At 61.5% G+C, this 21984-nt stretch carries 21 protein-coding genes; 13 read left to right on the top strand and 8 right to left on the bottom strand.

From position 1 onward, the window contains the following. Positions 1-4 precede the first annotated feature (4 nt). From serC to rpsA, 6 genes are all read left to right on the top strand, one after another. Entirely contained in the window at positions 5-1090 is a 1086-nt protein-coding gene (gene serC, locus NAO55_RS20260) for a 3-phosphoserine/phosphohydroxythreonine transaminase (RefSeq protein WP_102840366.1), read from the top strand. Continuing rightward, positions 1090-2187, top strand: coding sequence for a prephenate dehydratase (gene pheA, locus NAO55_RS20255; RefSeq protein ID WP_011913461.1), 1098 nt, complete (start codon positions 1090-1092; stop codon positions 2185-2187). The genes serC and pheA overlap by 1 nt, the downstream gene beginning before the upstream one ends. 81 nt (positions 2188-2268) lie before the next feature. Beyond that, positions 2269-3378: a histidinol-phosphate transaminase gene (gene hisC, locus NAO55_RS20250; RefSeq protein WP_102840367.1), complete on the top strand. Its 1110-nt coding sequence runs from the start codon at positions 2269-2271 to the stop codon at positions 3376-3378. An 11-nt stretch (positions 3379-3389) separates the two neighbouring features. After that, positions 3390-5618, top strand: coding sequence for a bifunctional prephenate dehydrogenase/3-phosphoshikimate 1-carboxyvinyltransferase (locus NAO55_RS20245; RefSeq protein ID WP_102840368.1), 2229 nt, complete (start codon positions 3390-3392; stop codon positions 5616-5618). Continuing rightward, positions 5615-6304, top strand: coding sequence for a (d)CMP kinase (gene cmk, locus NAO55_RS20240; RefSeq protein ID WP_102840369.1), 690 nt, complete (start codon positions 5615-5617; stop codon positions 6302-6304). The genes NAO55_RS20245 and cmk overlap by 4 nt, the downstream gene beginning before the upstream one ends. Positions 6305-6497: 193 nt before the next feature. Then, complete coding sequence (gene rpsA, locus NAO55_RS20235) at positions 6498-8180, top strand: 30S ribosomal protein S1 (RefSeq protein ID WP_063541056.1); 1683 nt, start codon at positions 6498-6500, stop codon at positions 8178-8180. Positions 8181-8273: 93 nt separating this feature from the next. Here the strand turns inward: rpsA and NAO55_RS20230 are convergent, their stop codons facing one another. Next, a complete protein-coding gene (locus NAO55_RS20230) occupies positions 8274-8717 on the bottom strand; it encodes a MarR family winged helix-turn-helix transcriptional regulator (protein WP_063541057.1) in 444 nt (147 codons plus the stop codon). An 80-nt stretch (positions 8718-8797) separates the two neighbouring features. Here NAO55_RS20230 and NAO55_RS20225 point away from each other — a divergent pair, with 80 nt between their 5' ends. Together NAO55_RS20225 and NAO55_RS20220 are read left to right on the top strand one after the other, a co-directional pair. Continuing rightward, positions 8798-9964 (top strand): aminotransferase-like domain-containing protein, encoded by a 1167-nt coding sequence (locus NAO55_RS20225; protein ID WP_102840413.1) that lies wholly within the window; start codon positions 8798-8800, stop codon positions 9962-9964. A 46-nt stretch (positions 9965-10010) separates the two neighbouring features. Next, positions 10011-10613 (top strand): glutathione S-transferase family protein, encoded by a 603-nt coding sequence (locus NAO55_RS20220; RefSeq protein ID WP_063541058.1) that lies wholly within the window; start codon positions 10011-10013, stop codon positions 10611-10613. Between the two features lie 44 nt (positions 10614-10657). Here the strand turns inward: NAO55_RS20220 and folE are convergent, their stop codons facing one another. From folE to NAO55_RS20205, 3 genes are all read right to left on the bottom strand, one after another. Continuing rightward, entirely contained in the window at positions 10658-11203 is a 546-nt protein-coding gene (folE, locus tag NAO55_RS20215) for a GTP cyclohydrolase I FolE (RefSeq protein ID WP_063541059.1), read from the bottom strand. Positions 11204-11299: 96 nt separating this feature from the next. Then, entirely contained in the window at positions 11300-11857 is a 558-nt protein-coding gene (locus NAO55_RS20210; protein ID WP_102840370.1) for a Smr/MutS family protein, read from the bottom strand. A 26-nt stretch (positions 11858-11883) separates the two neighbouring features. Then, entirely contained in the window at positions 11884-12480 is a 597-nt protein-coding gene (locus tag NAO55_RS20205; protein ID WP_063541061.1) for a cysteine hydrolase family protein, read from the bottom strand. Positions 12481-12781: 301 nt separating this feature from the next. On the opposite strand from NAO55_RS20205, the gene prmB reads away from it, so the two are divergent. The 5 genes from prmB (at position 12782) to rluB (ending at position 17972) form a co-directional block, all read left to right on the top strand. Beyond that, positions 12782-13705 (top strand): 50S ribosomal protein L3 N(5)-glutamine methyltransferase, encoded by a 924-nt coding sequence (prmB, locus tag NAO55_RS20200; RefSeq protein WP_102840371.1) that lies wholly within the window; start codon positions 12782-12784, stop codon positions 13703-13705. A 203-nt stretch (positions 13706-13908) separates the two neighbouring features. Then, positions 13909-15378, top strand: coding sequence for a glucose-6-phosphate dehydrogenase (gene zwf, locus NAO55_RS20195; protein WP_102840372.1), 1470 nt, complete (start codon positions 13909-13911; stop codon positions 15376-15378). Next, complete coding sequence (gene pgl / locus NAO55_RS20190) at positions 15365-16078, top strand: 6-phosphogluconolactonase (protein ID WP_102840373.1); 714 nt, start codon at positions 15365-15367, stop codon at positions 16076-16078. Before zwf ends, pgl begins: the two co-directional genes overlap by 14 nt. 17 nt (positions 16079-16095) lie before the next feature. Then, entirely contained in the window at positions 16096-16740 is a 645-nt protein-coding gene (locus NAO55_RS20185; protein ID WP_102840374.1) for a bifunctional 4-hydroxy-2-oxoglutarate aldolase/2-dehydro-3-deoxy-phosphogluconate aldolase, read from the top strand. Positions 16741-16844: 104 nt separating this feature from the next. Beyond that, a complete protein-coding gene (gene rluB, locus NAO55_RS20180) occupies positions 16845-17972 on the top strand; it encodes a 23S rRNA pseudouridine(2605) synthase RluB (RefSeq protein WP_102840375.1) in 1128 nt (375 codons plus the stop codon). A gap of 46 nt (positions 17973-18018) precedes the next feature. On the opposite strand, the gene NAO55_RS20175 is transcribed toward rluB, so the two are convergent. The 4 genes from NAO55_RS20175 to NAO55_RS20160 form a co-directional block, all read right to left on the bottom strand. Further along, entirely contained in the window at positions 18019-18759 is a 741-nt protein-coding gene (locus NAO55_RS20175; protein WP_102840376.1) for a YciK family oxidoreductase, read from the bottom strand. A gap of 83 nt (positions 18760-18842) precedes the next feature. Next, positions 18843-19514, bottom strand: a complete 672-nt coding sequence (gene mupP, locus NAO55_RS20170) for an N-acetylmuramic acid 6-phosphate phosphatase MupP (RefSeq protein WP_102840377.1) — start codon at positions 19512-19514, stop codon at positions 18843-18845. Further along, positions 19514-20212 (bottom strand): bifunctional 2-polyprenyl-6-hydroxyphenol methylase/3-demethylubiquinol 3-O-methyltransferase UbiG, encoded by a 699-nt coding sequence (gene ubiG, locus NAO55_RS20165; protein ID WP_102840378.1) that lies wholly within the window; start codon positions 20210-20212, stop codon positions 19514-19516. Before ubiG ends, mupP begins: the two co-directional genes overlap by 1 nt. A 145-nt stretch (positions 20213-20357) precedes the next feature. Next, a complete protein-coding gene (locus tag NAO55_RS20160) occupies positions 20358-21695 on the bottom strand; it encodes a TRZ/ATZ family hydrolase (RefSeq protein WP_102840379.1) in 1338 nt (445 codons plus the stop codon). Between the last annotated feature and the right edge of the window lie 289 nt (positions 21696-21984).

Here is a 21984-nt window from a genome sequence, read left to right as displayed (position 1 = left end):
AGCAGTGAGCAAACGCGCCTTTAACTTCTGTGCCGGTCCGGCTGCGCTTCCCGAAGCCGTCCTTCAGCGCGCCCAGGCGGAGCTTCTGGACTGGCATGGCAAGGGCCTGTCGGTCATGGAAATGAGCCATCGCAGCGACGATTACACTGCCATCGCCGAAAAGGCGGAGCAGGATCTGCGCGATCTGCTGGCGATTCCGTCGAACTACAAGGTGCTGTTCCTGCAGGGTGGGGCCAGCCAGCAATTCGCCGAGATTCCGCTGAATCTGCTGCCTGAAGGTGGTGTGGCCGATTACGTAGACACCGGCATCTGGTCGCGCAAGGCGATCGAGGAAGCGCGTCGCTTCGGTAACGTCAACGTCGCTGCGAGTGCCAAGCCTTACGACTACTTCGCGATTCCCGGCCAGAACGACTGGCAGCTGAGCGATGGCGCAGCCTATCTGCACTACGCTAGCAATGAGACCATCGGCGGCCTGCAGTTCGATTGGGTGCCGGAGCTGGGCGATACTCCGCTGGTCGTCGACATGTCGTCGGACATCCTTTCGCGGCCGATCGACGTATCGAAGTTCGGCCTGATCTATGCCGGGGCGCAGAAGAACATCGGCCCGTCCGGGCTGGTGGTGGTCATCGTCCGTGAGGACCTGCTCGGCCACGCACGTTCCGTCTGCCCGACCATGCTCGATTACAAGATCGCCGCCGACAATGGCTCGATGTACAACACCCCGGCGACCTTCTCCTGGTATCTCTCGGGGCTGGTTTTCGAGTGGCTGAAGGAGCAGGGCGGCGTCGAGGCGATGGAAAAGCGCAATCGCGCGAAGAAGGACATGCTCTACGGCGCCATCGATGCCAGCGATTTCTACACCAATCCGATCGCCGTCAACGCGCGCTCGTGGATGAACGTGCCGTTCCGCCTGGCCGATGAGCGCCTGGACAAGGCCTTCCTGGCTGGTGCCGACGCGCGTGGACTGCTGAACCTGAAAGGTCATCGCTCCGTGGGCGGCATGCGCGCCTCGATCTACAACGCTGTCGACCTGGATGCGGTCGAGGCGCTGGTGGCCTACATGGCCGAGTTCGAGAAGGAGCACGGCTGATGAGCGACGCCGATCAGCTGAAGGCGCTGCGGGTTCGAATCGACAGTCTCGACGAGCGTATTCTCGAGCTGATCAGCGAGCGCGCCCGCTGCGCCCAGGAAGTGGCCCGGGTCAAGACCGCTGCTCTGGCCGAGGGTGAGTCGGCGGTGTTCTACCGCCCGGAACGCGAAGCCTGGGTGCTCAAGCACATCATGGAACTCAATCGTGGGCCGCTCGACAATGAAGAGATGGCCCGCCTGTTCCGCGAGATCATGTCCTCCTGCCTGGCGCTCGAGCAGCCGCTGCGCGTGGCCTATCTGGGGCCGGAAGGGACGTTCTCTCAGGCCGCCGCGCTCAAGCATTTCGGCCATGCGGTGATCAGCACCCCGATGGCGGCGATCGATGAGGTGTTCCGCGAAGTGGTCGCCGGTGCGGTGAACTTCGGCGTGGTGCCGGTGGAGAACTCCACCGAAGGCGCGGTCAACCACACGCTGGACAGCTTCCTCGAGCACGACATCGTTATCTGTGGCGAGGTGGAGCTGCGCATCCACCATCATCTGCTGGTGGGCGAAACCACCAAGACCGATCGCATTACGCGCATCTACTCCCATGCCCAATCGCTGGCGCAGTGTCGCAAGTGGCTCGATGCGCATTATCCGAACGTCGAGCGGGTGGCGGTTTCCAGCAATGCGGATGCGGCCAAGCGGGTCAAGAGCGAGTGGAACTCGGCCGCCATTGCCGGCGACATGGCAGCCCAGCTGTACGGCCTGACCAAGCTGGCGGAGAAGATCGAAGACCGCCCGGACAACTCCACCCGCTTCCTCATCATCGGTAACCAGGAAGTGCCGCCGACCGGCGATGACAAGACGTCGATCATTGTCTCGATGCGCAACAAGCCGGGTGCGCTGCACGAGCTGCTGGTGCCGTTCCACACCAATGGCATCGACCTTACCCGGATCGAGACGCGGCCGTCGCGCAGTGGCAAGTGGACTTATGTGTTCTTCATCGACTTCCTCGGCCACCACCAGGATCCGCTGATCAAGGACGTGCTGGAGAAGATTGGCCAGGAAGCCGTGGCGCTGAAGGTGCTGGGTTCCTACCCCAAGGCAGTACTTTAATTGCGGCTCCGGGCTTCAGGAGCAGGCGGCAGGCGACAGGCTTGTGCCTGCGGCCTGAGCCTGCAGCCTGAGGCCTAACCAATGAGTTGTGATTTCCTTGCCCTGGCGCAGCCGGGCGTGCAGAAGCTGTCGCCTTACGTACCAGGCAAGCCGGTCGATGAGCTGGCGCGCGAGTTGAATCTGGATCCCGCCGGGATCGTCAAGCTGGCCAGCAATGAGAACCCTCTGGGGCCCAGCCCGAAGGCGCTGGCAGCGATCCAGGCCGAGCTTTCCGAGCTGACCCGCTACCCCGACGGTAACGGCTTCGCGCTCAAGCAGCGCCTTGCCCAGCGTTATTCGGTGGGTGTTCACCAGGTCACGCTAGGCAATGGTTCCAACGACATCCTCGAGCTGGTCGCCCGTGCCTATCTGGCGCCGGGGCTCAACGCCGTGTTCAGCGAACATGCCTTCGCCGTCTATCCGATCGCGACCCAGGCTGTCGGCGCCGAGGGGCGCGCTGTCGCGGCGAAGAACTGGGGGCACGATCTCGACGCGATGGCCGCTGCGATCGACGAGAACACCCGGGTCGTCTTTGTCGCCAATCCCAACAACCCCACCGGGACCTGGTTCGATGCCGCTGCGTTGGGTGCTTTCCTCGCGCGCGTGCCAGCCCATGTACTGGTGGTGCTGGACGAGGCCTATATCGAATACGCCGAAGGTCAGGAGCTGCCTGATGGGTTGGCCTTCCTCGCCGACTATCCCAATCTGCTGGTTTCGCGCACCTTCTCCAAGGCCTATGGCCTGGCGGCCCTGCGCGTCGGCTACGCCATCAGTTCGCCGGTGATCGCCGACGTGTTGAACCGTGTTCGCCAGCCCTTCAACGTGAACAGTCTGGCGCTGGCCGCCGCCTGCGCGGCGCTGGATGACGTCGATTATCTGGCCGCCAGTCGCAAGGCGAACGATGCAGGGATGGTTCAGCTGGAGCGCGGCTTCCGCCAGTTGGGGTTGGAGTGGATTCCCTCGCGGGGCAATTTCATCGCGGTAGATTTCGCCCGCGATGCTGCACCGATCAATCAGGCACTCTTGCGCGAGGGCGTGATCGTGCGTCCGGTCGCCGGGTACGGGATGCCGACATTCCTGCGGGTTTCCATTGGTACCGAGCGTGAGAACGCGCGCTTTCTGGACGTGCTGGCGCAGGTGCTGCAACAGTGAGCCCAGCCCCCGTGGAAAAAAGTGCGACACCTGTCATCGATCGTCTGGTGGTGATCGGGCTCGGGTTGATTGGCGGTTCGTTTGCCAAGGGGCTGCGTGAGTCCGGCCGTTGCCGCGACGTGGTCGGCTTCGATCTGGACGCCCGCTCGCGTGAACTGGCGGTCGAGCTGGGCGTGGTGGATCGCTGTGCCGACACGCTGGCCGAAGCCTGCCGTGACGCCGACGTTATTCAGCTCGCCACACCCATCCTCGCCCTGGAACGACTGCTCGGCGAGCTGGCGAAGCTCGACCTGGGCTCCGCCGTGATCACCGATGTCGGCAGCGCCAAGGGCAATGTGGTGCGCTGCGCGCACAACGTGTTCGGCGAGATGCCGTCGCGTTTCGTTCCCGGCCATCCCATCGCCGGGTCGGAGCTCAGTGGTGTCATGGCGGCCAAGAGCACGCTGTTCCGCCGCCACAAGGTCATACTGACTCCGCTGAAGAACACCGATCCGCAGGCGCTTGCGCTGGTGACCCGGCTTTGGGCGGCGCTCGGTGCCGATGTCGAGCACATGGACGTGGCGCACCACGACGAGGTGCTGGCCGCCACTAGTCACCTGCCGCACCTGTTGGCCTTCGGTCTGGTTGATTCGCTCGCCAAGCGCCATGAGAATCTCGAGATCTTCCGTTACGCGGCGGGTGGGTTTCGTGATTTCACCCGTATTGCCGGTAGCGACCCGGTGATGTGGCACGACATCTTCCTCGCCAATCGCGAGGCGGTGCTGCATACCCTGGATGATTTTCGTGCCGACCTCGACGCCCTGCGCGCCGCGGTCGATGAAGGAGACGGGCACAGGTTGTTGGGCGTGTTCACGCGCGCCCGGGCTGCCCGGGAACATTTCAGCAAAATACTGGCTCGCCGAGCCTATGTGGACGTTATGCATTCCAATGACCTCGTTTTCCTCGCCAATCCTGGCGGCAGCCTGACCGGCCATCTGCGTGTCCCAGGCGACAAATCCATTTCGCATCGTTCGATCATGCTGGGTTCCCTGGCGGAAGGGACCACCGAAGTCGAGGGTTTTCTCGAAGGTGAAGACGCCCTCGCCACGATTCAGGCGTTCCGTGACATGGGTGTGGTCATCGAAGGCCCGCAGCAGGGGCGGGTGACCGTCCATGGCGTTGGCCTGCATGGTCTGAAGCCGCCGCCTGGCCCGATCTATCTGGGTAACTCTGGCACCTCCATGCGCCTGTTGTCCGGCTTGCTCGCGGCGCAGCCGTTCGATACCACCCTTACCGGCGATGCCTCGCTGTCCAAGCGCCCGATGAATCGCGTCGCCAAGCCGCTGCGCGAGATGGGCGCGGTCATCGAGACTGCACCGGAAGGGCGTCCGCCGCTGACCATTCGCGGCGGCCAGCGTCTGTCCGGAATGCATTACGACATGCCGATGGCCAGCGCGCAGGTCAAGTCCTGCCTGCTGCTGGCCGGCCTGTACGCGGCCGACCAGACCTCCGTGACCGAGCCCGCACCGACGCGTGACCACACCGAACGCATGCTGCGTGGTTTCGGCTATCCGGTGACAGTCGAGGGGCGCACCGCGATCGTCGAGCCCGGGCACAAGCTGCATGGCACCCATATCGAGGTGCCGGCGGATATTTCCTCGGCAGCCTTCTTCATGGTCGCGGCCAGCATTGCACCGGGCTCCGAGATCGTACTCGAGCACGTGGGGATCAACCCGACTCGCACCGGCGTGGTCGACATCCTCAAGCTGATGGGTGGCGATATCGTCCTGGAAAATCTTCGCGAGGTGGGCGGCGAGCCAGTCGCTGATATTCGCGTTCGTGGTGCGCAGCTCAAGGGCATCGACATTCCCGAGGATCTGGTGCCGCTGGCCATCGACGAGTTCCCCGTGCTCTTCGTTGCCGCGGCATGTGCCCAGGGACGTACGACCCTACGCGGTGCCGAGGAGCTGCGCGTCAAGGAGTCGGATCGTATCCAGGTTATGGCTGACGGCCTGCAGACGCTGGGTATCAAGGCGGAACCGACACCCGATGGCATCGTCATCGAGGGTGGCATGATCGGTTCCGGTGAAGTCTGGGCGCACGGTGATCATCGTATCGCCATGTCGTTCAGCGTCGCTGCGCTGCGCGCCAGCGGTCCGATCCGCATCCACGATTGCGCGAACGTGGCGACCTCGTTCCCCAATTTCCTCGACCTGGCTCAGCGGGCCGGGATGCAGGTTCAGGCGGAGGGCGCCTCATGATCAAGCCGGTACCAGTCATCACCATCGACGGGCCCAGCGGCTCGGGCAAGGGAACCGTCGCCGCGTTGCTCGCCGGCAAGCTCGGCTGGAATTTCCTCGATTCCGGCGCCCTGTACCGTTTGCTGGCCTTCGCTGCGCGCAATCATGGTGTCGACCTGACCAACGAGGAATCCCTGAAGGTGCTTGCCGAGCATCTGGATGTGCAGTTCGGCGCTGCCCGCGATGGGCACGGTATGATCATCATCCTCGAGGGCGAGGAAGTCACCGAGGCCATTCGCAACGAGACCGTCGGTGCGGGTGCTTCCCAGGTCGCGGCATTGCCGGTGGTTCGGACTGCGCTGTTGCAGCGACAGAAAGCCTTTCGCGAGGCGCCCGGCCTGGTCGCTGACGGACGCGACATGGGAACCGTCGTGTTCCCCGATGCGCCACTGAAGATATTCCTTACCGCCAGCGCTGAAGAGCGTGCCCGCAGACGCTACTTGCAGTTGAAGGCGCGCGGTGATGATGTTAATCTCGCGAGTCTTCTTGAGGAGATCCGGGAGCGCGACGAGCGCGATACCCAGCGAGCGGTAGCGCCACTGAAGCCGGCAGACGATGCCATTCAGCTGGATTCCACTACACTCTCTATTGAAGAAGTGCTGCAAAGGATTCTTAGCGAAGTCGCCGATCGCGACTTGGCTGGATGATCGGAACGCCGAAAGGCGGCCAAACGGACTTCGAAGTCAGCGCAGCCAGTAGGTTGCGCACCTCGAGCCGTTAACAAGGAGGCATGTGGGAGACCAGATCCAGTCCCGCAGGCCTTTTTTTATATGAATGAACCCACATTGTCTGGAATGTGGAGATTGGGCGGATCCTCGCCCGAAAACAGCAGGAATCAACATGAGCGAAAGCTTCGCAGAACTTTTTGAAGAAAGCCTTAAATCCCTCGACATGCAGCCGGGCGCCATCATCACCGGCATCGTGGTCGACATCGACGGTGACTGGGTCACCGTGCATGCCGGCCTCAAGTCCGAGGGCGTCATCCCGGTCGAGCAGTTCTACAACGAGCAGGGCGAGCTGACCATCAAGGTGGGTGACGAGGTCCACGTTGCTCTGGACGCGGTTGAAGATGGCTTTGGCGAAACCAAGCTGTCCCGTGAAAAGGCCAAGCGCGCGGAATCCTGGATTGTTCTGGAAGCGGCTTTCGCTGCAGAAGAAGTGGTCAAGGGCGTCATCAACGGCAAGGTCAAAGGTGGCTTCACCGTCGACGTCAACGGCATCCGCGCGTTCCTGCCGGGTTCGCTGGTCGATGTCCGCCCTGTGCGCGACACCACTCACCTGGAAGGCAAAGAGCTCGAGTTCAAGGTCATCAAGCTCGATCAGAAGCGCAACAACGTTGTCGTTTCCCGTCGCAGCGTGCTGGAAGCCGAGAACAGCGCCGAGCGCGAAGCTCTGCTGGAATCCCTGCAGGAAGGCCAGCAGGTCAAGGGTATCGTCAAGAACCTCACCGACTACGGTGCGTTCGTTGACCTGGGCGGCGTCGATGGTCTGCTGCACATCACCGACATGGCCTGGAAGCGCATCAAGCATCCGTCCGAGATCGTCAACGTTGGCGACGAGATCGATGTCAAGGTGCTGAAGTTCGACCGCGAGCGCAACCGCGTATCGCTGGGCCTGAAGCAACTGGGCGAAGACCCATGGGTTGCCATCAAGGCTCGTTACCCGGAAGGCACCCGCGTGCAGGCCCGCGTCACCAATCTGACCGACTACGGCTGCTTCGCCGAGCTGGAAGAAGGTGTCGAAGGTCTGGTGCACGTTTCCGAAATGGACTGGACCAACAAGAACATTCACCCGTCGAAGGTCGTTCAGGTCGGCGACGAAGTGGAAGTCATGGTTCTGGACATCGACGAAGAGCGTCGTCGTATCTCCCTGGGCATCAAGCAGTGCAAATCCAACCCGTGGGAAGATTTCTCCAGCCAGTTCAACAAGGGCGACCGTATCTCCGGCACCATCAAGTCGATCACCGATTTCGGTATCTTCATCGGTCTGGATGGCGGCATCGACGGTCTGGTTCACCTGTCCGACATCTCCTGGAACGAGCCGGGTGAAGAAGCCGTTCGCCGCTTCAAGAAGGGCGATGAGCTGGACACCGTCATCCTGTCGGTCGATCCGGAGCGTGAGCGTATCTCCCTGGGCATCAAGCAGCTGGAAGACGATCCGTTCTCCAACTACGCCGCCGTCAATGACAAGGGCAGCATCGTTCGCGGTACCGTGAAAGAAGTTGACGCCAAAGGCGCCATCATCGATCTGGGCAACGATATCGAAGCGACCCTGAAGGCGTCCGAAATCAGCCGCGACCGTGTTGAAGATGCGCGCAACGTGCTGAAGGAAGGCGACGAAGTTGAAGCCAAGATCATCAGCATCGACCGCAAGTCCCGCGTGATCAGCCTGTCCATCAAGTCCAAAGACGTCGAAGACGAGAAGGACGCGATGAAAGAGCTGCGCACTAAGCAGGAAGTTGAAAGCACCGGCCCGACCACCATTGGTGATCTGATCCGTGCTCAGATGGAAAACCAGAACTAAGTTCGGGTTCTTCATGAAAAAAGGGCGACTTCGGTCGCCCTTTTTTGTGCCCGCGGTTCTGGCGAAGTGAAGCCCCCGGCGCTGCGAGGGTTATCAGCCCCTGGCCTTTTCCACAGCGAGCGCCTGGTTGACCGCGAGCCAGCCGTCCACCGCTTGTTCCCCTGCATCATCGAAGGCGCGTTGCAGCAGTCTGACCTGTTCCCGGCGCAGTGCTTGCTCGAGCTTCGCTCCCTCGGCGGTGAAGCGCAGCATGCGTTTGCGCTTGTCGTCCTCCGCCGTGAGGCTTTCCACCAGATGCATTTCGATCAGCTGGCGCAACGGTGTGTTCAGCGCCTGCTTGGTAACGCCCAGGTAGCTCAGCAGTTCCTTGACGCTCAGGTCGGGATAGCTGGCGATAAAGAACAGGATGCGGTGGTGCACGCGGGACAGGCCGCGACGGGCCAGCATCTCGTCAGGCTTTGCCGTGAAAGCCTGATAGCCGAGAAAGAAGCTTTCCATTATCTGGCGCTGCACGGCGCTTTTTTTTAGGTCAGGCATATTGACGTATTTATTATGAGAGGCGTAATTTCGGTCAAGAAGTTTGACTTATTTTGCAACGCCTCGCACCTGGTATGGAAATGGCCTTCTCCGAACGCATTACTCGCCTGAAAAGCTCCCTGATTCGTGAAATTCTCGCTGCAGCCCAGCGTCCTGAAGTGATGTCCTTCGCCGGTGGGTTGCCGGCTGAGGCGATGTTGCCTGCAGTGGATTGGACCGAACTACCTGCAAGCATGGGGCAGTACGGGATGAGCGAAGGCGAGCCTGCACTTCGCGAAGCGATCGCCGCCCAGGCCCGGGCCTTGGGCGTGCCTTGCGAGGCCAGCCAGGTGCTGATCGTCAGCGGGTCGCAGCAGACGCTGGATCTCGCCTCGAAGCTGTTCATCGACGCGGGCACCGAGGTTCTGGTCGAGGCGCCGACTTACCTTGCCGCGCTGCAATCGTTCCAGCTGTTCGGCGCTCAGTGCCTGGCCGTTCCACAAGAGGCTGATGGACCGGACCTCGCGGCATTGCGTGACACCCTGGAGCAGCATGCGCCAGCTTTCGCTTACCTGATTCCGACTTTCCAGAATCCTTCTGCGGTGCGTTACAGCGAAGCCAAACGTGAGGCGGTTGCCGGTTTGCTGGATGAGTTCGGAGTGACCTTGCTGGAGGACGAGCCGTACCGTGAGCTGGTGTTCGATCAGGGTAGCGCCAGGCCCATCGTGTCGCGCCTCAAGCGGGCCAGCTGGATATATACAGGCACGGTTTCCAAGACACTGCTGCCCGGCCTGCGGGTTGGTTACCTGATCGCATCTGCGGACCTGTTTCCTTATCTGCTGCGCCTGAAGCAGTCGGCCGACCTGCATAGCAATCGGGTCGGGCAATGGCAGGCCCTGCAATGGCTGGGCAGCGACCGTTACCTGGCGCATCTCGAACGGTTGCGCGAGTTCTACCGAGTCCGCCGCGATGCCATGCAGGAGGCGCTGGACGAGCACTTCCGTGATCTGGCGACCTGGGAGCTGCCGCAGGGCGGGCTGTTCTTCTGGTTGACCCTCAAGCAGCCGCTGGACACGCGGACGCTGCTCAATCAGGCGCTGGCCGAAGACGTCGTTTTCATGCCCGGCGAGCCCTTCTTCGTCGACCCGGATGCGAATCCCGGTTACCTGCGGCTGAACTTCAGCCATGTCGCGGCCGAGCGCATGGGCGAGGGGCTGCGCAGGTTGGCGCAGGTCATTCGCGACGCCGGTGCGCTGGAAGCTGCTTGAGGAGTAATTGCTGACCCGCGCCGCGGGTCGATCGGGAGGGGAGACCATGTTGAAAGTCTATGGCGATTACCGGTCAGGTAATTGCTACAAGATCAAGCTGATGCTGCACCTGCTGAGCCAGCCGTACGAGTGGGTTCCGATTAACATCCTTCGAGGCGAGACGCGCTCGGAGGATTTCCTCAAGAAGAATCCGAACGGCAAGATCCCAGTGCTGGAGCTTGAGGATGGCTCCTGTCTATGGGAGTCCAACGCCATCCTGAATTACCTGGCAGAGGGTAGCGAGTTCCTGCCGACCGATCCGCGCCTGCGCACCCAGGTGCTGCAGTGGCAGTTCTTCGAGCAGTACAGCCACGAGCCGTTCATCGCCGTGGCGCGGTACATCAAGGTCTATCTGGGTATGCCGGAGGAGCGACGCGAGGAATACGAGGCCAAGCAACTCGACGGCTATCATGCACTCAACGTGATGGAGCAGCAGCTGCTGCGCACGCCTTATCTGGTGGGAGACCACTATTCGATCGCCGACGTTGCGCTCTACGCGTACACCCATGTCGCGGAAGAAGGCGGCTTTGATCTGGGCGGATATCCTGCGATTCGCCAGTGGCTGCAGCGCGTTGCGAGCCATCCACGGCATGTCGGCATGTACGATTGACTGAAGACAGAGCAGGGCCGTGAAGGCCCTGTCTCTTTATCGCGTCACTTCACCAGCCCGAGAAACTCGCTGCGAGTAGCGGCATTGTCGCGGAATTGGCCCAGCATCACCGAGGTGACCATGGACGAGTTCTGCTTCTCGACGCCGCGCATCATCATGCACATGTGCTGGGCCTCGATGACCACGGCAACGCCGGAGGCTCCGGTGACCTGCTGCATCGCTTCGGCGATCTCGCGGGTCAGGTTTTCCTGAATCTGCAGCCTGCGCGCGTACATCTCGACAATCCGCGCGACCTTCGACAGGCCGAGCACTTTGCCATTGGGCAGATACGCGACATGCGCCTTGCCGATGAACGGCAGCATGTGATGTTCGCAAAGTGAATACAGCTCGATGTTCTTGACCAGCACCATTTCGCTGTTATCGGAGCTGAACAGTGCGCCGTTGGTCACTTCCTCCAGCGTCTGCTGGTAGCCCTTGCACAGGTACTGCATGGCTTTGGCGGCGCGCTTGGGCGTGTCGAGCAGGCCTTCGCGGTTAACGTCCTCGCCAAGCTGGCCAAGGATCGCGGTGTAGTGTTGTTCCAGGGACATTGAGCTACCTGTCGGGTACATAGCGAAGGCGAAGGGTAGGGTGCGCCCGCCCCGCTGGCAAGTGTGCCGCGTAGTCAGGTGACTGATCTGCACGCTTTATTCGTCGCGGCCTTCGAGCATGGTGCGCTTGAGCATCACGTAAAGTGCTCCAGTCCCACCGTGGCGCGGCAGGCAGGACGTGAAGCCCAGCACTTGTGGGTGCTGCCGAAGCCAGGTGTTGACGTGACTCTTGAGCAGGGGACGTTTGCCGTCGAGTCTGGCCGCCTTACCATGCGTCACGCGCACGCAACGAACCTCGAGCTTCGTGGCTTCGGCTATGAAATCCCAGAGCTGTTCGCGGGCTTTTTCCACGCTCATGCCATGCAGGTCCAGGCTGCCTTCGAACGGGATCTGGCCCGCCTTCAGTTTGCGCAACTGGCTGTCCTGAACGCCATCTCGAGCCCAGTACAGCTCATCCTCTGCGCCAACGTCTATGACGAACTGGTCGGAAAGGCCGTCGACTCGATTCGTTTCATTGTTGGTCGTGGCATTGCTGCGACGAGTCGCAATTTGCTCGCGGTTGCTGCGCGCTTTACCTGTTTCAGCACGGTCGTGCTTGATCGGCCTGACTCCGCGGACCGCCGATTGGAAAAGAGAGAAGTCGTCGTCTTGCATGGAGCCTCCGAACCGAGCGATGCAAGTCAGCGCTTCAGCGCGTCGACATTCGGAACGCAAACGGCGAAATTGTCCGCAAGGATCGTCATTTCGATGCGGTGGACCTGGTCGGCATCGATGCTGCCATCGCCCATCGGTAGATCACGCGTGGCGCAGGCACTGTCAACCAAGGTGCAGCGATAGCCATAGTCCTTTGCCGCCCGTACAGTGGTACTCACGCTTGAGTGAGTCATGAATCCACACACGATCAGATCGAGCCGCCCGAGCTTCTGCAGCAGTTCGTGCAGCTCGGTGCCGGAGAACGCATTGGGCAGTCGTTTTGCCACGATGGATTCGCCGGGCTGGGGCGCGGCTTCGGGCATGATCTGCCCACGAAAGCCCTGCGGATCGAACAGGCCGCCGCTAATGCCCAGGTGATGTACATGGACGATCGGTGCGCCGGCCTCCCTTGCGGCCGCCAGCAGGCGAGTAATCTCCGGCAATGCCCGGTTCAGGGCTGGCAGGGCGAGCACGCCGCTGCGGTACTCCTCCTGTACGTCGATGACCAGCACGGTGGCGTTTGTCAGCGCCGCCGGATTATAGCTGCGGCCACTGAGCTGGAGCATGGTCTGTGGCTTGGTCATTGTCGACTCCTTGTACTGTGAGGGGGGTGATTGTGGCGCCAGAATGGCCGGTTGTGAACCGCCTGCGCCGTGTTTCGCTGGCCTCGAGCCGAACGAGACGATACATGCGCGTCGATTGCCGAGGCGCGGTACATCTTCACGTGGGCAGGCAGAGTAATGCGCACCGGCCGTGTGCGCATGAAACGAATCGCGCATTTACAAATGCGCAAGTTTGGGTGTCGCCACCCCGCAGACGATCGCACACGTGGTTGGCATTTCCGGTTGCCTGTTAAACTCGCGTCCTTTTACAGGAGATTCGCTCTTGACCGCTTCGCTTTCCCGCTTGCGCACCCTGCGCGACTACATCCGCTGGGCCGTCAGTCGATTCCAGGCGGAGCAACTGTTCTTCGGTCACGGCACTGACAACGCCTGGGACGACGCGCGTCAGCTGGTTCTGGGTGCACTTCATCTGCCGTGGGAGATGTCTGACAGCTATCTGGACTGTCGCCTGGAAGCGGATGAGTGCGAACACCTACAGAACTTGCTGCGTCGGCGGATCGATGAGCGCGTGCCGACTGCCTATCTGTTGCAACAGGCGTGGTTTTGCGGACTGCCGTTCTTCGTGGATGAGCGCGTGCTCATTCCACGATCCCCCATTGGCGAACTCATCGAGCATCGCTTCGAGCCATGGTTGCCCAAGACGCCTGCGCGGATACTCGACCTGTGTACAGGATCGGGGTGCATCGGCATCGCCTGCGCCTATGAATTTCTCGAGGCAGAGGTGGTTCTCGCTGATCTGTCGTTTGATGCGCTGGAAGTGGCGAACCGCAACATTGAGCAGCATGGCCTCGAAGATAGGGTTTATACCGTTCAGAGCGACGGGTTCGACGGTCTGCCCAAGCAGCGCTTCGATCTGATTGTCTCGAATCCTCCCTATGTCGATGCCGAAGACTTCGCCGACATGCCAGCTGAGTTCCAGCATGAACCTGCGCTCGGCTTGGCTTGTGGGGAGGATGGTTTGGATCTGGTGCGCCGTATGCTCGCTGAGGCCGCCGACCACCTGACCGATGACGGCGTGCTTATCGCGGAGGTCGGCAACAGCCAGGTTCATGTCCAGGCGCTGTATCCCGAAGTGGATTTCACCTGGCTGGAATTCGCTCGTGGCGGGCATGGCGTGTTTCTGCTGGCAGCCCAGCAATGCCGCGAGCATCAGGCGCTGTTTCGAGCACGATTGAATCGCAGCTGATTGTCCGGAAGATCGGAACCTGCAGAGCAGTACGTCCGATAAGACGGTGAAAACACGTCTCGCGCTGAGCATTTGCTTGTGTCAGTGGTCTGTTCAGTATGGCGTCTGATTCTGGTGCGGTCTGCGTTCATCATGCGCGCCCGCCGGTTCGACGCAGTGCGCAATCCGCGCTCACCGGACACCTGCATTCAAGCGAGCGGATCATGCCTGGCATCACCGTCGAGCCCATCACATTCGCTTTGTTCGGCGCCCTGGGAGATCTGGCGCTGCGCAAGTTATTTCCGGCGTTGTATCAGCTGGATCGTGCCGGTCTGTTGCACGCCGATACGCAAATAGTGGCGCTATCGCGCGAGAGCGCCGACCCGTCGGCGCACAAGTCGCGTATAGAGCAGGCGCTGCGGGCGCGCATTCCAGCCAATGAAGTCGATGAGCGAGCATTCGAACGCTTCGGGCAGCGCTTGCGCTACCTGGGTATGGACTTTCGCCAAGGCGAGGGCTACAGGGTGCTGGCTGAGAGCGTACCGGCCGGCCAGCCGCTCATTGCCTATTTCGCTACGCCGGCTGCCGTTTATGGCGATATCTGCCGGTTCCTTGCCTCGGCCGGGCTTGCCGAGCAGACGCGGGTCGTGCTGGAAAAGCCCATCGGGCATGACCTCGAGTCCTCGCGCACCGTCAACGACGCGGTGGCCGAGCACTTTCCCGAAAGCCGGATCTATCGAATCGATCATTATCTTGGCAAGGAAACCGTACAGAACCTGATCGCATTGCGATTTGCCAACAGCCTGTTCGAAACGCAGTGGGACCAACACCACATTTCCCATGTGGAGATCACTGTCGCCGAAACTGTTGGCATTGAGGGGCGCTGGGGATACTTCGATCAGGCCGGTCAGCTGCGCGACATGGTGCAGAACCACTTGCTGCAGCTGCTCTGCCTGATTGCCATGGACCCGCCGAGCAATCTCACCGCTGACAGCATCCGTGACGAGAAAGTGAAGGTGCTCAAGGCGCTCGCGCCCATCACCGCCGAAGCGATTCATCAGCGAGTAGTGCGCGGACAGTATGCGGCCGGTAACGTTGGCGGCGAGAGGGTGCCGGGTTATCTGGACGAGGAGAATTCCAATGCCCAGAGCAGCACGGAAACCTTCGTCGCGTTGCGAGCAGACATCTGCAACTGGCGATGGTCCGGCGTGCCGTTCTACCTGCGTACCGGCAAGCGCATGGCGCAGAAGCTGTCGCAGATCGTCATCCACTTCAAGGAGCCGCCTTTTTATATCTTTGCGCCCGAACAGCGCTCGTTGATCAGCAATCGCCTGATCATTCGCCTGCAGCCAGACGAGGGTATATCTCTGCAGGTGATGACCAAGGAGCAGGGGCTCGACAAGGGAATGCACTTGCGCAGCGGCCCGCTGCAGTTGAATTTCTCTGAAACTTATAAGAGCGCGCGCATTCCCGACGCCTATGAGCGTTTGTTGCTCGAAGTCATGCAGGGCAACCAGAATCTGTTTGTGCGCAGGGACGAAATCGAATATGCCTGGCAATGGTGCGATCAGCTCATCGAAGGCTGGAGTCGGCTCGGTGCAGAGCTCAAGCTCTATCCAGCCGGCTCCTGGGGGCCGGTCGCTTCGATAGCGCTCATTACACGTGATGGGAGGGCGTGGTATGGCGATCTCTGAGCTCGATTTACCCACCGGAGTGGTCGCTCACAGCTCGGCCGACGCGCAGCGGCAGGCCGAACTAATGGCCGACAGCGTGGCCAAGGCGCTGCGCTATGCGGTGCAGACACACGGCGTCGCAAGTCTGGTGGTATCCGGCGGGCGCAGCCCGGTTGCGTTCTTCGAGTCCCTGTCGCGGCGAGAGCTGGACTGGGCGAAGATTCAGGTCAGCCTGGCCGACGAGCGCTGGGTCTCGCCAACCGATCCGGCCAGCAACGAAGGCCTGCTGCGGCGCCACCTGCTGCAGAATGCCGCGAACGCCGCCCGGTTGATCGGTCTCTACCAGTCCGCCGACTCGCTCGAGCAGGCTGCGGACCTCGCCACTGCGGCGCTCGACCAATTGCATCAGCCGATCGATGTGCTCGTGCTCGGCATGGGCGACGATGGCCATACCGCTTCGCTGTTCCCTGGCAGCGCCAACTTGGCACACGCCCTGCGGGAGGATTGTCCCGAGCGCTGTGTGGCTATGCACGCGCCGGTCGCACCCGAGGCCCGCCTGACGATGACCTATCCTCTACTGGCCTGCGCCAGGATGCAGTGTCTGGCCATTCAAGGCAGCGAAAAGCTTGAAACCCTGCGTGTAGCGCTGAGTGCCGACCCATTGCAGATGCCCATCCGGGCATTCCTGCACGCTCCGCTCGAAATCTACTGGTGCCCATGAGGCCCGAGGATTCCTGCATGACCATGGACCAGAAGAATGCCCTGATCGAACAGATCTGCGTTGCGGCGCGGATTCTGCCGGTCATCACCATTGGCAGCGAAGAGCAGATCCTGCGGCTTGCCGATGCCTTGTCGGCGGGTGGCCTCCGTACCCTGGAGATCACCTTGCGCTCGCGTCATGGTCTGACCGCTATTCAGCGGTTGCGCCAGGAACGACCGGACCTCTGCATCGGCGCCGGAACCGTCCTGGACCGGCGCATGATGGACGAAGTGGAGGCGGCCGGCGCCCAGTTCATCGTCACGCCGGGCTCTACCCGCGACATCCTCGAAGCCGGGGTGAGCTGCTCGGTACCCTTGCTACCGGGCACGAGCAGTGCGTCCGACGTCATGGAAGGGTACGCGCTGGGTTATCGCCGCTTCAAACTGTTCCCGGCCGAGGTGTGTGGCGGCATCGCCGCGCTCAAGGCCCTCGGCGGACCGTTCGGGGACGTTCGGTTCTGCCCGACTGGCGGGGTGAGCGCTGCCAATGCCGCTCAGTACCTGGCGCTGACGAACGTCATGTGCGTCGGCGGCACCTGGATGATCGACAGCGCAACGCTGGAGCGCGGGGACTGGGCGGGCATCCAGCAGCGTACCGCGCAGGCGCTAGCCGCTCTGACCTAGTGCTAATTGGCGCCTCCGTCCAGCCGCCGCGAGGTGCGCAGCCGGCGCGATCCGCGTATGATTCGCGCCCTTTCAATCGGATTGCCACACCGGGAGGTGCCCAGATGACCGAGCACGAAGAAACCACGATCCACGCCACGCACGGCGAGAAGTTGCAGAAAGTCCTTGCCCGTCTGGGCATCGCGTCGCGTCGCGACGTCGAAAAGTGGATCGTCGAGGGCCGCGTCAAGGTCAATGGCGCGGTTGCCACACTCGGCCAGCGTGTCGATTCCCACGACGCCATCGCGGTCGATGGCCGTCTGCTCAAGCGGGACGAAGCCAGCCAGGTGGTGCGGCGTGTGTTGATCTACAACAAGCCCGACGGCGAGATTTGCACCCGCAACGACCCCGAAGGCCGCCCTACGGTGTTCGATCGCCTGCCACGTCCCAAAGAGGGTCGTTGGATCAATATCGGCCGGCTCGACATCAACACGACGGGGCTGCTGCTGTTCACTACTGACGGTGAGCTTGCCAATCGTCTGATGCACCCCTCGTACGAAATGGACCGCGAGTATGCAGTGCGTGTGCGTGGCGAGGTCGACGACGAGATGATCGAACGCTTGAAAACCGGTGTGATGCTGGAGGATGGCCCGGCGCGCTTCACCGATATCCAGGAAGCGCCTGGTGGCGAGGGCTTCAACCATTGGTATCACTGCGTGGTCATGGAAGGCCGCAACCGTGAGGTTCGTCGGCTTTGGGAGTCTCAGGGGCTGGTCGTCAGTCGGCTGAAGCGTGTTCGTTTCGGGCCAGTTTTCATGACGTCAGACCTGCCCATGGGGCGCTGGCGCGAGATGTCGCAAGCCGAGGTGGACATTCTCAGCGAGGAGGTCGGCCTCAAGCCGGTCGCGCTGCCGAGCATGAAGGCCAAGGCCAAGGAGAAAATCGACCGTATGCAGCGCAAGGTAGCCAAGCCAATGGGGCGGGGCGAGCGGCGGCCACGCGTCCTTCGTCCGGCCCATGAGGCCGACGCGCCTGTAGCGGAAAAAACGCGGGTGGCTCGAGACGACAAGAGCGAGCGCAAGCCGCGGAGCAGCGACAAGCCTCGTGGAACGCCGGTCGCCGAGCGTCCGGGGGATAACCGCAAGGGTGGCAAGCGCCGCGAAGGAAGCGGGCCCTCATCTGGCCCGGCGAGGAAGCCGGCCGGAGAGGGTCAGCGGCCCGGGTTCGGCCGCGAGCGTAGCAAGCGTCCCTGATCGGCCCGTCTGCAGCGCAGCGGATGGCCGGCTGCGCTGCACGGCTTCACTGCGCGTCCAGCGCCTGGCCGTTGATACCGGCGCTATCCGGGCCCATCAGGTACAGATAGACCGGCATAATTTCTTCGGGCAACGGATTGACCAGTGGGTTCTCGCCTGGATAAGCCTTGGCGCGCATATCGGTACGGGTAGCGCCCGGATTGACGCTGTTGGCACGCACCGGTGCGGTGTTATCCAGTTCGTCGGCCAAGACCTGCATCAGTCCTTCCGTGGCGAACTTCGATACGGCGTAGGCACCCCAATAGGCGCGTCCTTTACGTCCGACGCTGCTGGAGGTGAAGATCACTGAGGCGTCCTTGGAGAGCTTGAGCAGCGGCAGCAGGGTACTGGTCAGCATGAACATCGCGTTCACATTGACCTGCATGACTCGCATGAAGTTGTCGCCGGACAACTGCTCGATCGGCGTGCGAGGGCCAACGATCGCAGCGTTGTGCAGCAGCCCGTCGAGGTGTCCGAACTCCCCTTCGATCATGGCTGCCAGCTCGTCGTACTGATGTGGCAGGGCTGTCTCCAGATTGAAGGGGATGACAGCGGGGCGCGGATGGCCGGCTGCTTCGATTTCGTCGTACACCCGATTCAGATTGTCTTCATTCTTGCCCAACAGCAGCACGGTTGCTCCGTGGGCCGCGTAGGCCTTGGCAGCAGCTTCGCCGATGCCACGGCCAGCGCCGGTGACCAGAATGATGCGCCCTGCGAGGAGGTCGGGGCGGGCGGAGTACTCGAACATCGTTTGCCTCGTAGATCGAAATTGATGGGTGCTCGGCAGCCGTTGCCGAGCGATAACTCTATGTTGGTGGCGCTATCGCTGCTTCAGCAGCTGCACAGGGCGCTGTCCAGGACCTGGCGCAGATCCAGCGGGTGATCCACCACTACGTCCGCGCCCCAGTTGCTCGGGTTGTCTTGTGGATGGATATAGCCATAGCGCACCGCGGCGGTCCTGCTGCCGGCCGCGCGGCCCGATTCGATATCGCGCAGGTCATCGCCGACGAACAGCACCGTAGACGGGTCAAGGTCGAGCTGCTTGCACGCGAGGAGCATCGGCTCGGGGTCGGGCTTGCTGTTGGCGACGTGGTCAGGACAGATCAGCACGGCGGAACGGGACGCGAGGCCCAGCTGCTGCATGATCGGTTCGGCGAAACGCAGCGGCTTGTTGGTTACCACACCCCAGCGCAGGTTGGACCGCTCGATTTCGTCCAGTAGTTCCGCCATGCCGTCGTAGAGGCGGCTATGCACGGCGCAATGCTCCTGGTAGCGCGCAAGAAACTCCAGGCGCAATCCTTCGAACTCGTCCGACATGGGGTCCACATCGAAGGCGCCGAGCACCATGGCTCTGGCACCACCGGACACCACGTCACGAATCTGGTGATCCGGCACGGGCTCGAGACCGCGTGCAATCCGCATGGCCTGGGCCACGGCGATGAAATCGGGAGCGGTGTCGAGCAGGGTACCGTCCATGTCGAACAGAACAGCGCGCAGGCGCATCAGGACTCCTTGACGGTCTGGACCATGTAGTTTACGTCGACGTCCGCTGACAGCTTGTAGTGCTTGGTCAGCGGGTTGTAGGTAAGGCCGATGATGTCCTTCACGGCCAAGCCGGCATCACGGCTCCAGGCGCCGAGCTCGGAAGGGCGGATGAATTTCTTGAAATCATGTGTGCCGCGCGGAAGCAGCTGCAGCACATACTCCGCGCCGATGATGGCGAACGCGTAGGCTTTCGGGTTGCGGTTGATGGTGGAGAAGAACACCTGGCCGCCCGGTTTGACCAGTGTGGCGCAGGCCCGGATGACTGAGGCCGGGTCCGGTACGTGTTCGAGCATCTCGAGACAGGTGACCACGTCGAATTGCTCCGGCGCCTCTGCGGCCATGGCTTCGGCGGTGATCTGCCGATAATCGATCTCGAGTCCGGACTCAAGAAGATGCAAACGGGCAACGGACAGAGGGGCTTCGCCCATGTCGATACCCGTGACTTCGGCCCCACGGTGCGCCATGGCCTCGCTGAGGATGCCGCCTCCGCATCCGATGTCGATGACCTTTTTACCTGCCAGCGAGATATGTTCGTCGATCCAATTCACGCGAAGCGGATTGATCTCGTGCAATGGTTTGAACTCGCTTTCACGATCCCACCAGCGATGGGCAAGGGCTTCGAATTTGGCGATTTCAGCGTGGTCGACATTGCTCATGGTCCGGTCCGTTAGAAGGCTTGTGGAAAAGTTCGAACTGCAAATGCGCATGTTGCCAGCTTCGGCTGGAAAGGTGGTGCAATTGCCGCCTGGATTCTTATGTCAGGTTGTCGCGTAGGTTGGCCTCTGGGGCCGTCCGAGGGCTTTAGCCATTGTTCGTACTTGCGATGCGTTCTCCCCAGCGACACGCCTCGGTGATTATCCGTTGTTCATCCATTCGGAGCAGTTGTCCTTTCTCGAGCAGCTGCTTGCCTCCGACCCATACGTGTTGGACCGTGTCTCTGCCGGTGGAATAGATAAGCTGGGATACTGGATCATATATCGGTTGCTGGCTCAGACCGGAAAGATCAAATGCAACGAGGTCTGCGAACTTACCGATCTCCAAAGAGCCGGTCTGGTCGTCTATACCCAGGGCTCGGGCGCCATTGAGGGTAGCCATGCGTAGCGCGCGATGGGCATCCAGAGCTGTCGCGGAGCCCGCGACAGCCTTCGCCAGCAAGGCCGCGGTGCGGGTTTCCCCGAGAAGGTCCAGGTCATTGTTGCTCGCAGCGCCATCGGTCCCCACTGCTACGTTGATTCCCGCCTCCCATAACCGCTCGATCGGGCAGAAACCGCTAGCGAGCTTGAGGTTGGATTCCGGGCAGTGGATGACACTGCAGTTGTGCTCGGTGAGCAGTGCAATATCGGACTCATCAACCTGAGTCATGTGCACGGCCTGAAAGCGAGGGCCGAGCAGCTGCAGCCTCGCGAGACGCGCCAGCGGGCGCTCGCCATGCTTGCGCAACGCTTCCTGAACTTCTTGCGCCGTTTCATGAATGTGCATGTGGATACCGGCGTCCATTTCCGCTACCAGGATCCGGATCGCCTCAAGCTTGTCGTCCGTAATCGAATAAGGGGCATGTGGCCCGAAGGCGATCGAAATGCGCGGGTGATGCTTGAGATCGTCGAATAGAGCTACACCGGTGCGCAGTGCTTGGTCTGCATCGCGTGCGCCCGGAACAGGGAAATCCAGTACGGGAATGGTTATCTGCGCGCGTACCCCATGCCGGTGTACAAGCTCGCTGATGACCTTGGGGTAAAAGTACATATCCGAAAAGCACGTGACCCCGCTTTTCAGCTGCTCGGCGATCGCAAGTTCGGTGCCGCATCGCACGAAGTCTTCATCGACCCAGCGTGACTCAGCCGGCCAAATATGCTCCCGCAGCCAGCGCTGCAGCGATAGATCATCGGCCAGCCCTCGAAACAAGGTCATGGCAGCGTGACCATGTGCATTGATGAGGCCGGGGGCGAGCAGCATACCTTGGAGATGTCGGATCTCATTCGCCCCGTATTTGAGTGCTTCGGCTTGGGGAGCGATAAGTACTATGCGCCCATCTCTAATGCCGAGCCCGTGCTCCCTAAGCACGACCCCTGCAGGTTCTACCGGAACGAGCCACGTTGGTAATAGAAGCAGGTCGAACGGGGTGTCACTTGGATGGGGCATGGGAGGCCGTAGCTAGGGATGGATAAGATCGATAGTGTAATGGCAGGCCGGACTGGTTTGAAGAAAGCCACACGTATGAAGGATGGCTTGCTCGTCGGGCCATAGAATGTATGGCCGGTACTCCCTTGACGAACGAGAACCAAAATAAACGGTTGACGCCCGTTTTCAGGTGCCTATAATGCGCACCACTTCCGGCGCAGTCCTCAAGCAAAACCTCTTGTAAATCAAGTGGTTAGCTAGAAAAAAGGGGTGCATCGGTGGCGGATTCGAGTAGAATGCGCCGCGCTGG

The organism is Stutzerimonas frequens (assembly GCF_024448335.1).
Lineage (GTDB): Bacteria > Pseudomonadota > Gammaproteobacteria > Pseudomonadales > Pseudomonadaceae > Stutzerimonas > Stutzerimonas frequens.
The sequence above is the reverse complement of the archived record's forward strand: the minus strand, read 5'-3'. Positions and strand labels throughout refer to the sequence as shown.

What these genes read in the sequence shown, in the direction of transcription:
- NAO55_RS20220 (WP_063541058.1), top strand. Translation starts at nt 10,011, where the DNA reads ATGTTGAAAGTCTATGGCGATTACCGGTCAGGTAATTGCTACAAGATC.
- NAO55_RS20210 (WP_102840370.1), bottom strand. Translation starts at nt 11,857, where the DNA reads ATGCAAGACGACGACTTCTCTCTTTTCCAATCGGCGGTCCGCGGAGTC.
- NAO55_RS20160 (WP_102840379.1), bottom strand. Translation starts at nt 21,695, where the DNA reads ATGCCCCATCCAAGTGACACCCCGTTCGACCTGCTTCTATTACCAACG.
- NAO55_RS20205 (WP_063541061.1), bottom strand. Translation starts at nt 12,480, where the DNA reads ATGACCAAGCCACAGACCATGCTCCAGCTCAGTGGCCGCAGCTATAAT.
- pgl (WP_102840373.1), top strand. Translation starts at nt 15,365, where the DNA reads ATGGCGATCTCTGAGCTCGATTTACCCACCGGAGTGGTCGCTCACAGC.
- ubiG (WP_102840378.1), bottom strand. Translation starts at nt 20,212, where the DNA reads ATGAGCAATGTCGACCACGCTGAAATCGCCAAATTCGAAGCCCTTGCC.
- folE (WP_063541059.1), bottom strand. Translation starts at nt 11,203, where the DNA reads ATGTCCCTGGAACAACACTACACCGCGATCCTTGGCCAGCTTGGCGAG.
- zwf (WP_102840372.1), top strand. Translation starts at nt 13,909, where the DNA reads ATGCCTGGCATCACCGTCGAGCCCATCACATTCGCTTTGTTCGGCGCC.
- NAO55_RS20225 (WP_102840413.1), top strand. Translation starts at nt 8,798, where the DNA reads ATGGCCTTCTCCGAACGCATTACTCGCCTGAAAAGCTCCCTGATTCGT.
- NAO55_RS20175 (WP_102840376.1), bottom strand. Translation starts at nt 18,759, where the DNA reads ATGTTCGAGTACTCCGCCCGCCCCGACCTCCTCGCAGGGCGCATCATT.
- mupP (WP_102840377.1), bottom strand. Translation starts at nt 19,514, where the DNA reads ATGCGCCTGCGCGCTGTTCTGTTCGACATGGACGGTACCCTGCTCGAC.
- rpsA (WP_063541056.1), top strand. Translation starts at nt 6,498, where the DNA reads ATGAGCGAAAGCTTCGCAGAACTTTTTGAAGAAAGCCTTAAATCCCTC.
- NAO55_RS20230 (WP_063541057.1), bottom strand. Translation starts at nt 8,717, where the DNA reads ATGCCTGACCTAAAAAAAAGCGCCGTGCAGCGCCAGATAATGGAAAGC.
- pheA (WP_011913461.1), top strand. Translation starts at nt 1,090, where the DNA reads ATGAGCGACGCCGATCAGCTGAAGGCGCTGCGGGTTCGAATCGACAGT.
- NAO55_RS20185 (WP_102840374.1), top strand. Translation starts at nt 16,096, where the DNA reads ATGACCATGGACCAGAAGAATGCCCTGATCGAACAGATCTGCGTTGCG.
- rluB (WP_102840375.1), top strand. Translation starts at nt 16,845, where the DNA reads ATGACCGAGCACGAAGAAACCACGATCCACGCCACGCACGGCGAGAAG.
- cmk (WP_102840369.1), top strand. Translation starts at nt 5,615, where the DNA reads ATGATCAAGCCGGTACCAGTCATCACCATCGACGGGCCCAGCGGCTCG.
- hisC (WP_102840367.1), top strand. Translation starts at nt 2,269, where the DNA reads ATGAGTTGTGATTTCCTTGCCCTGGCGCAGCCGGGCGTGCAGAAGCTG.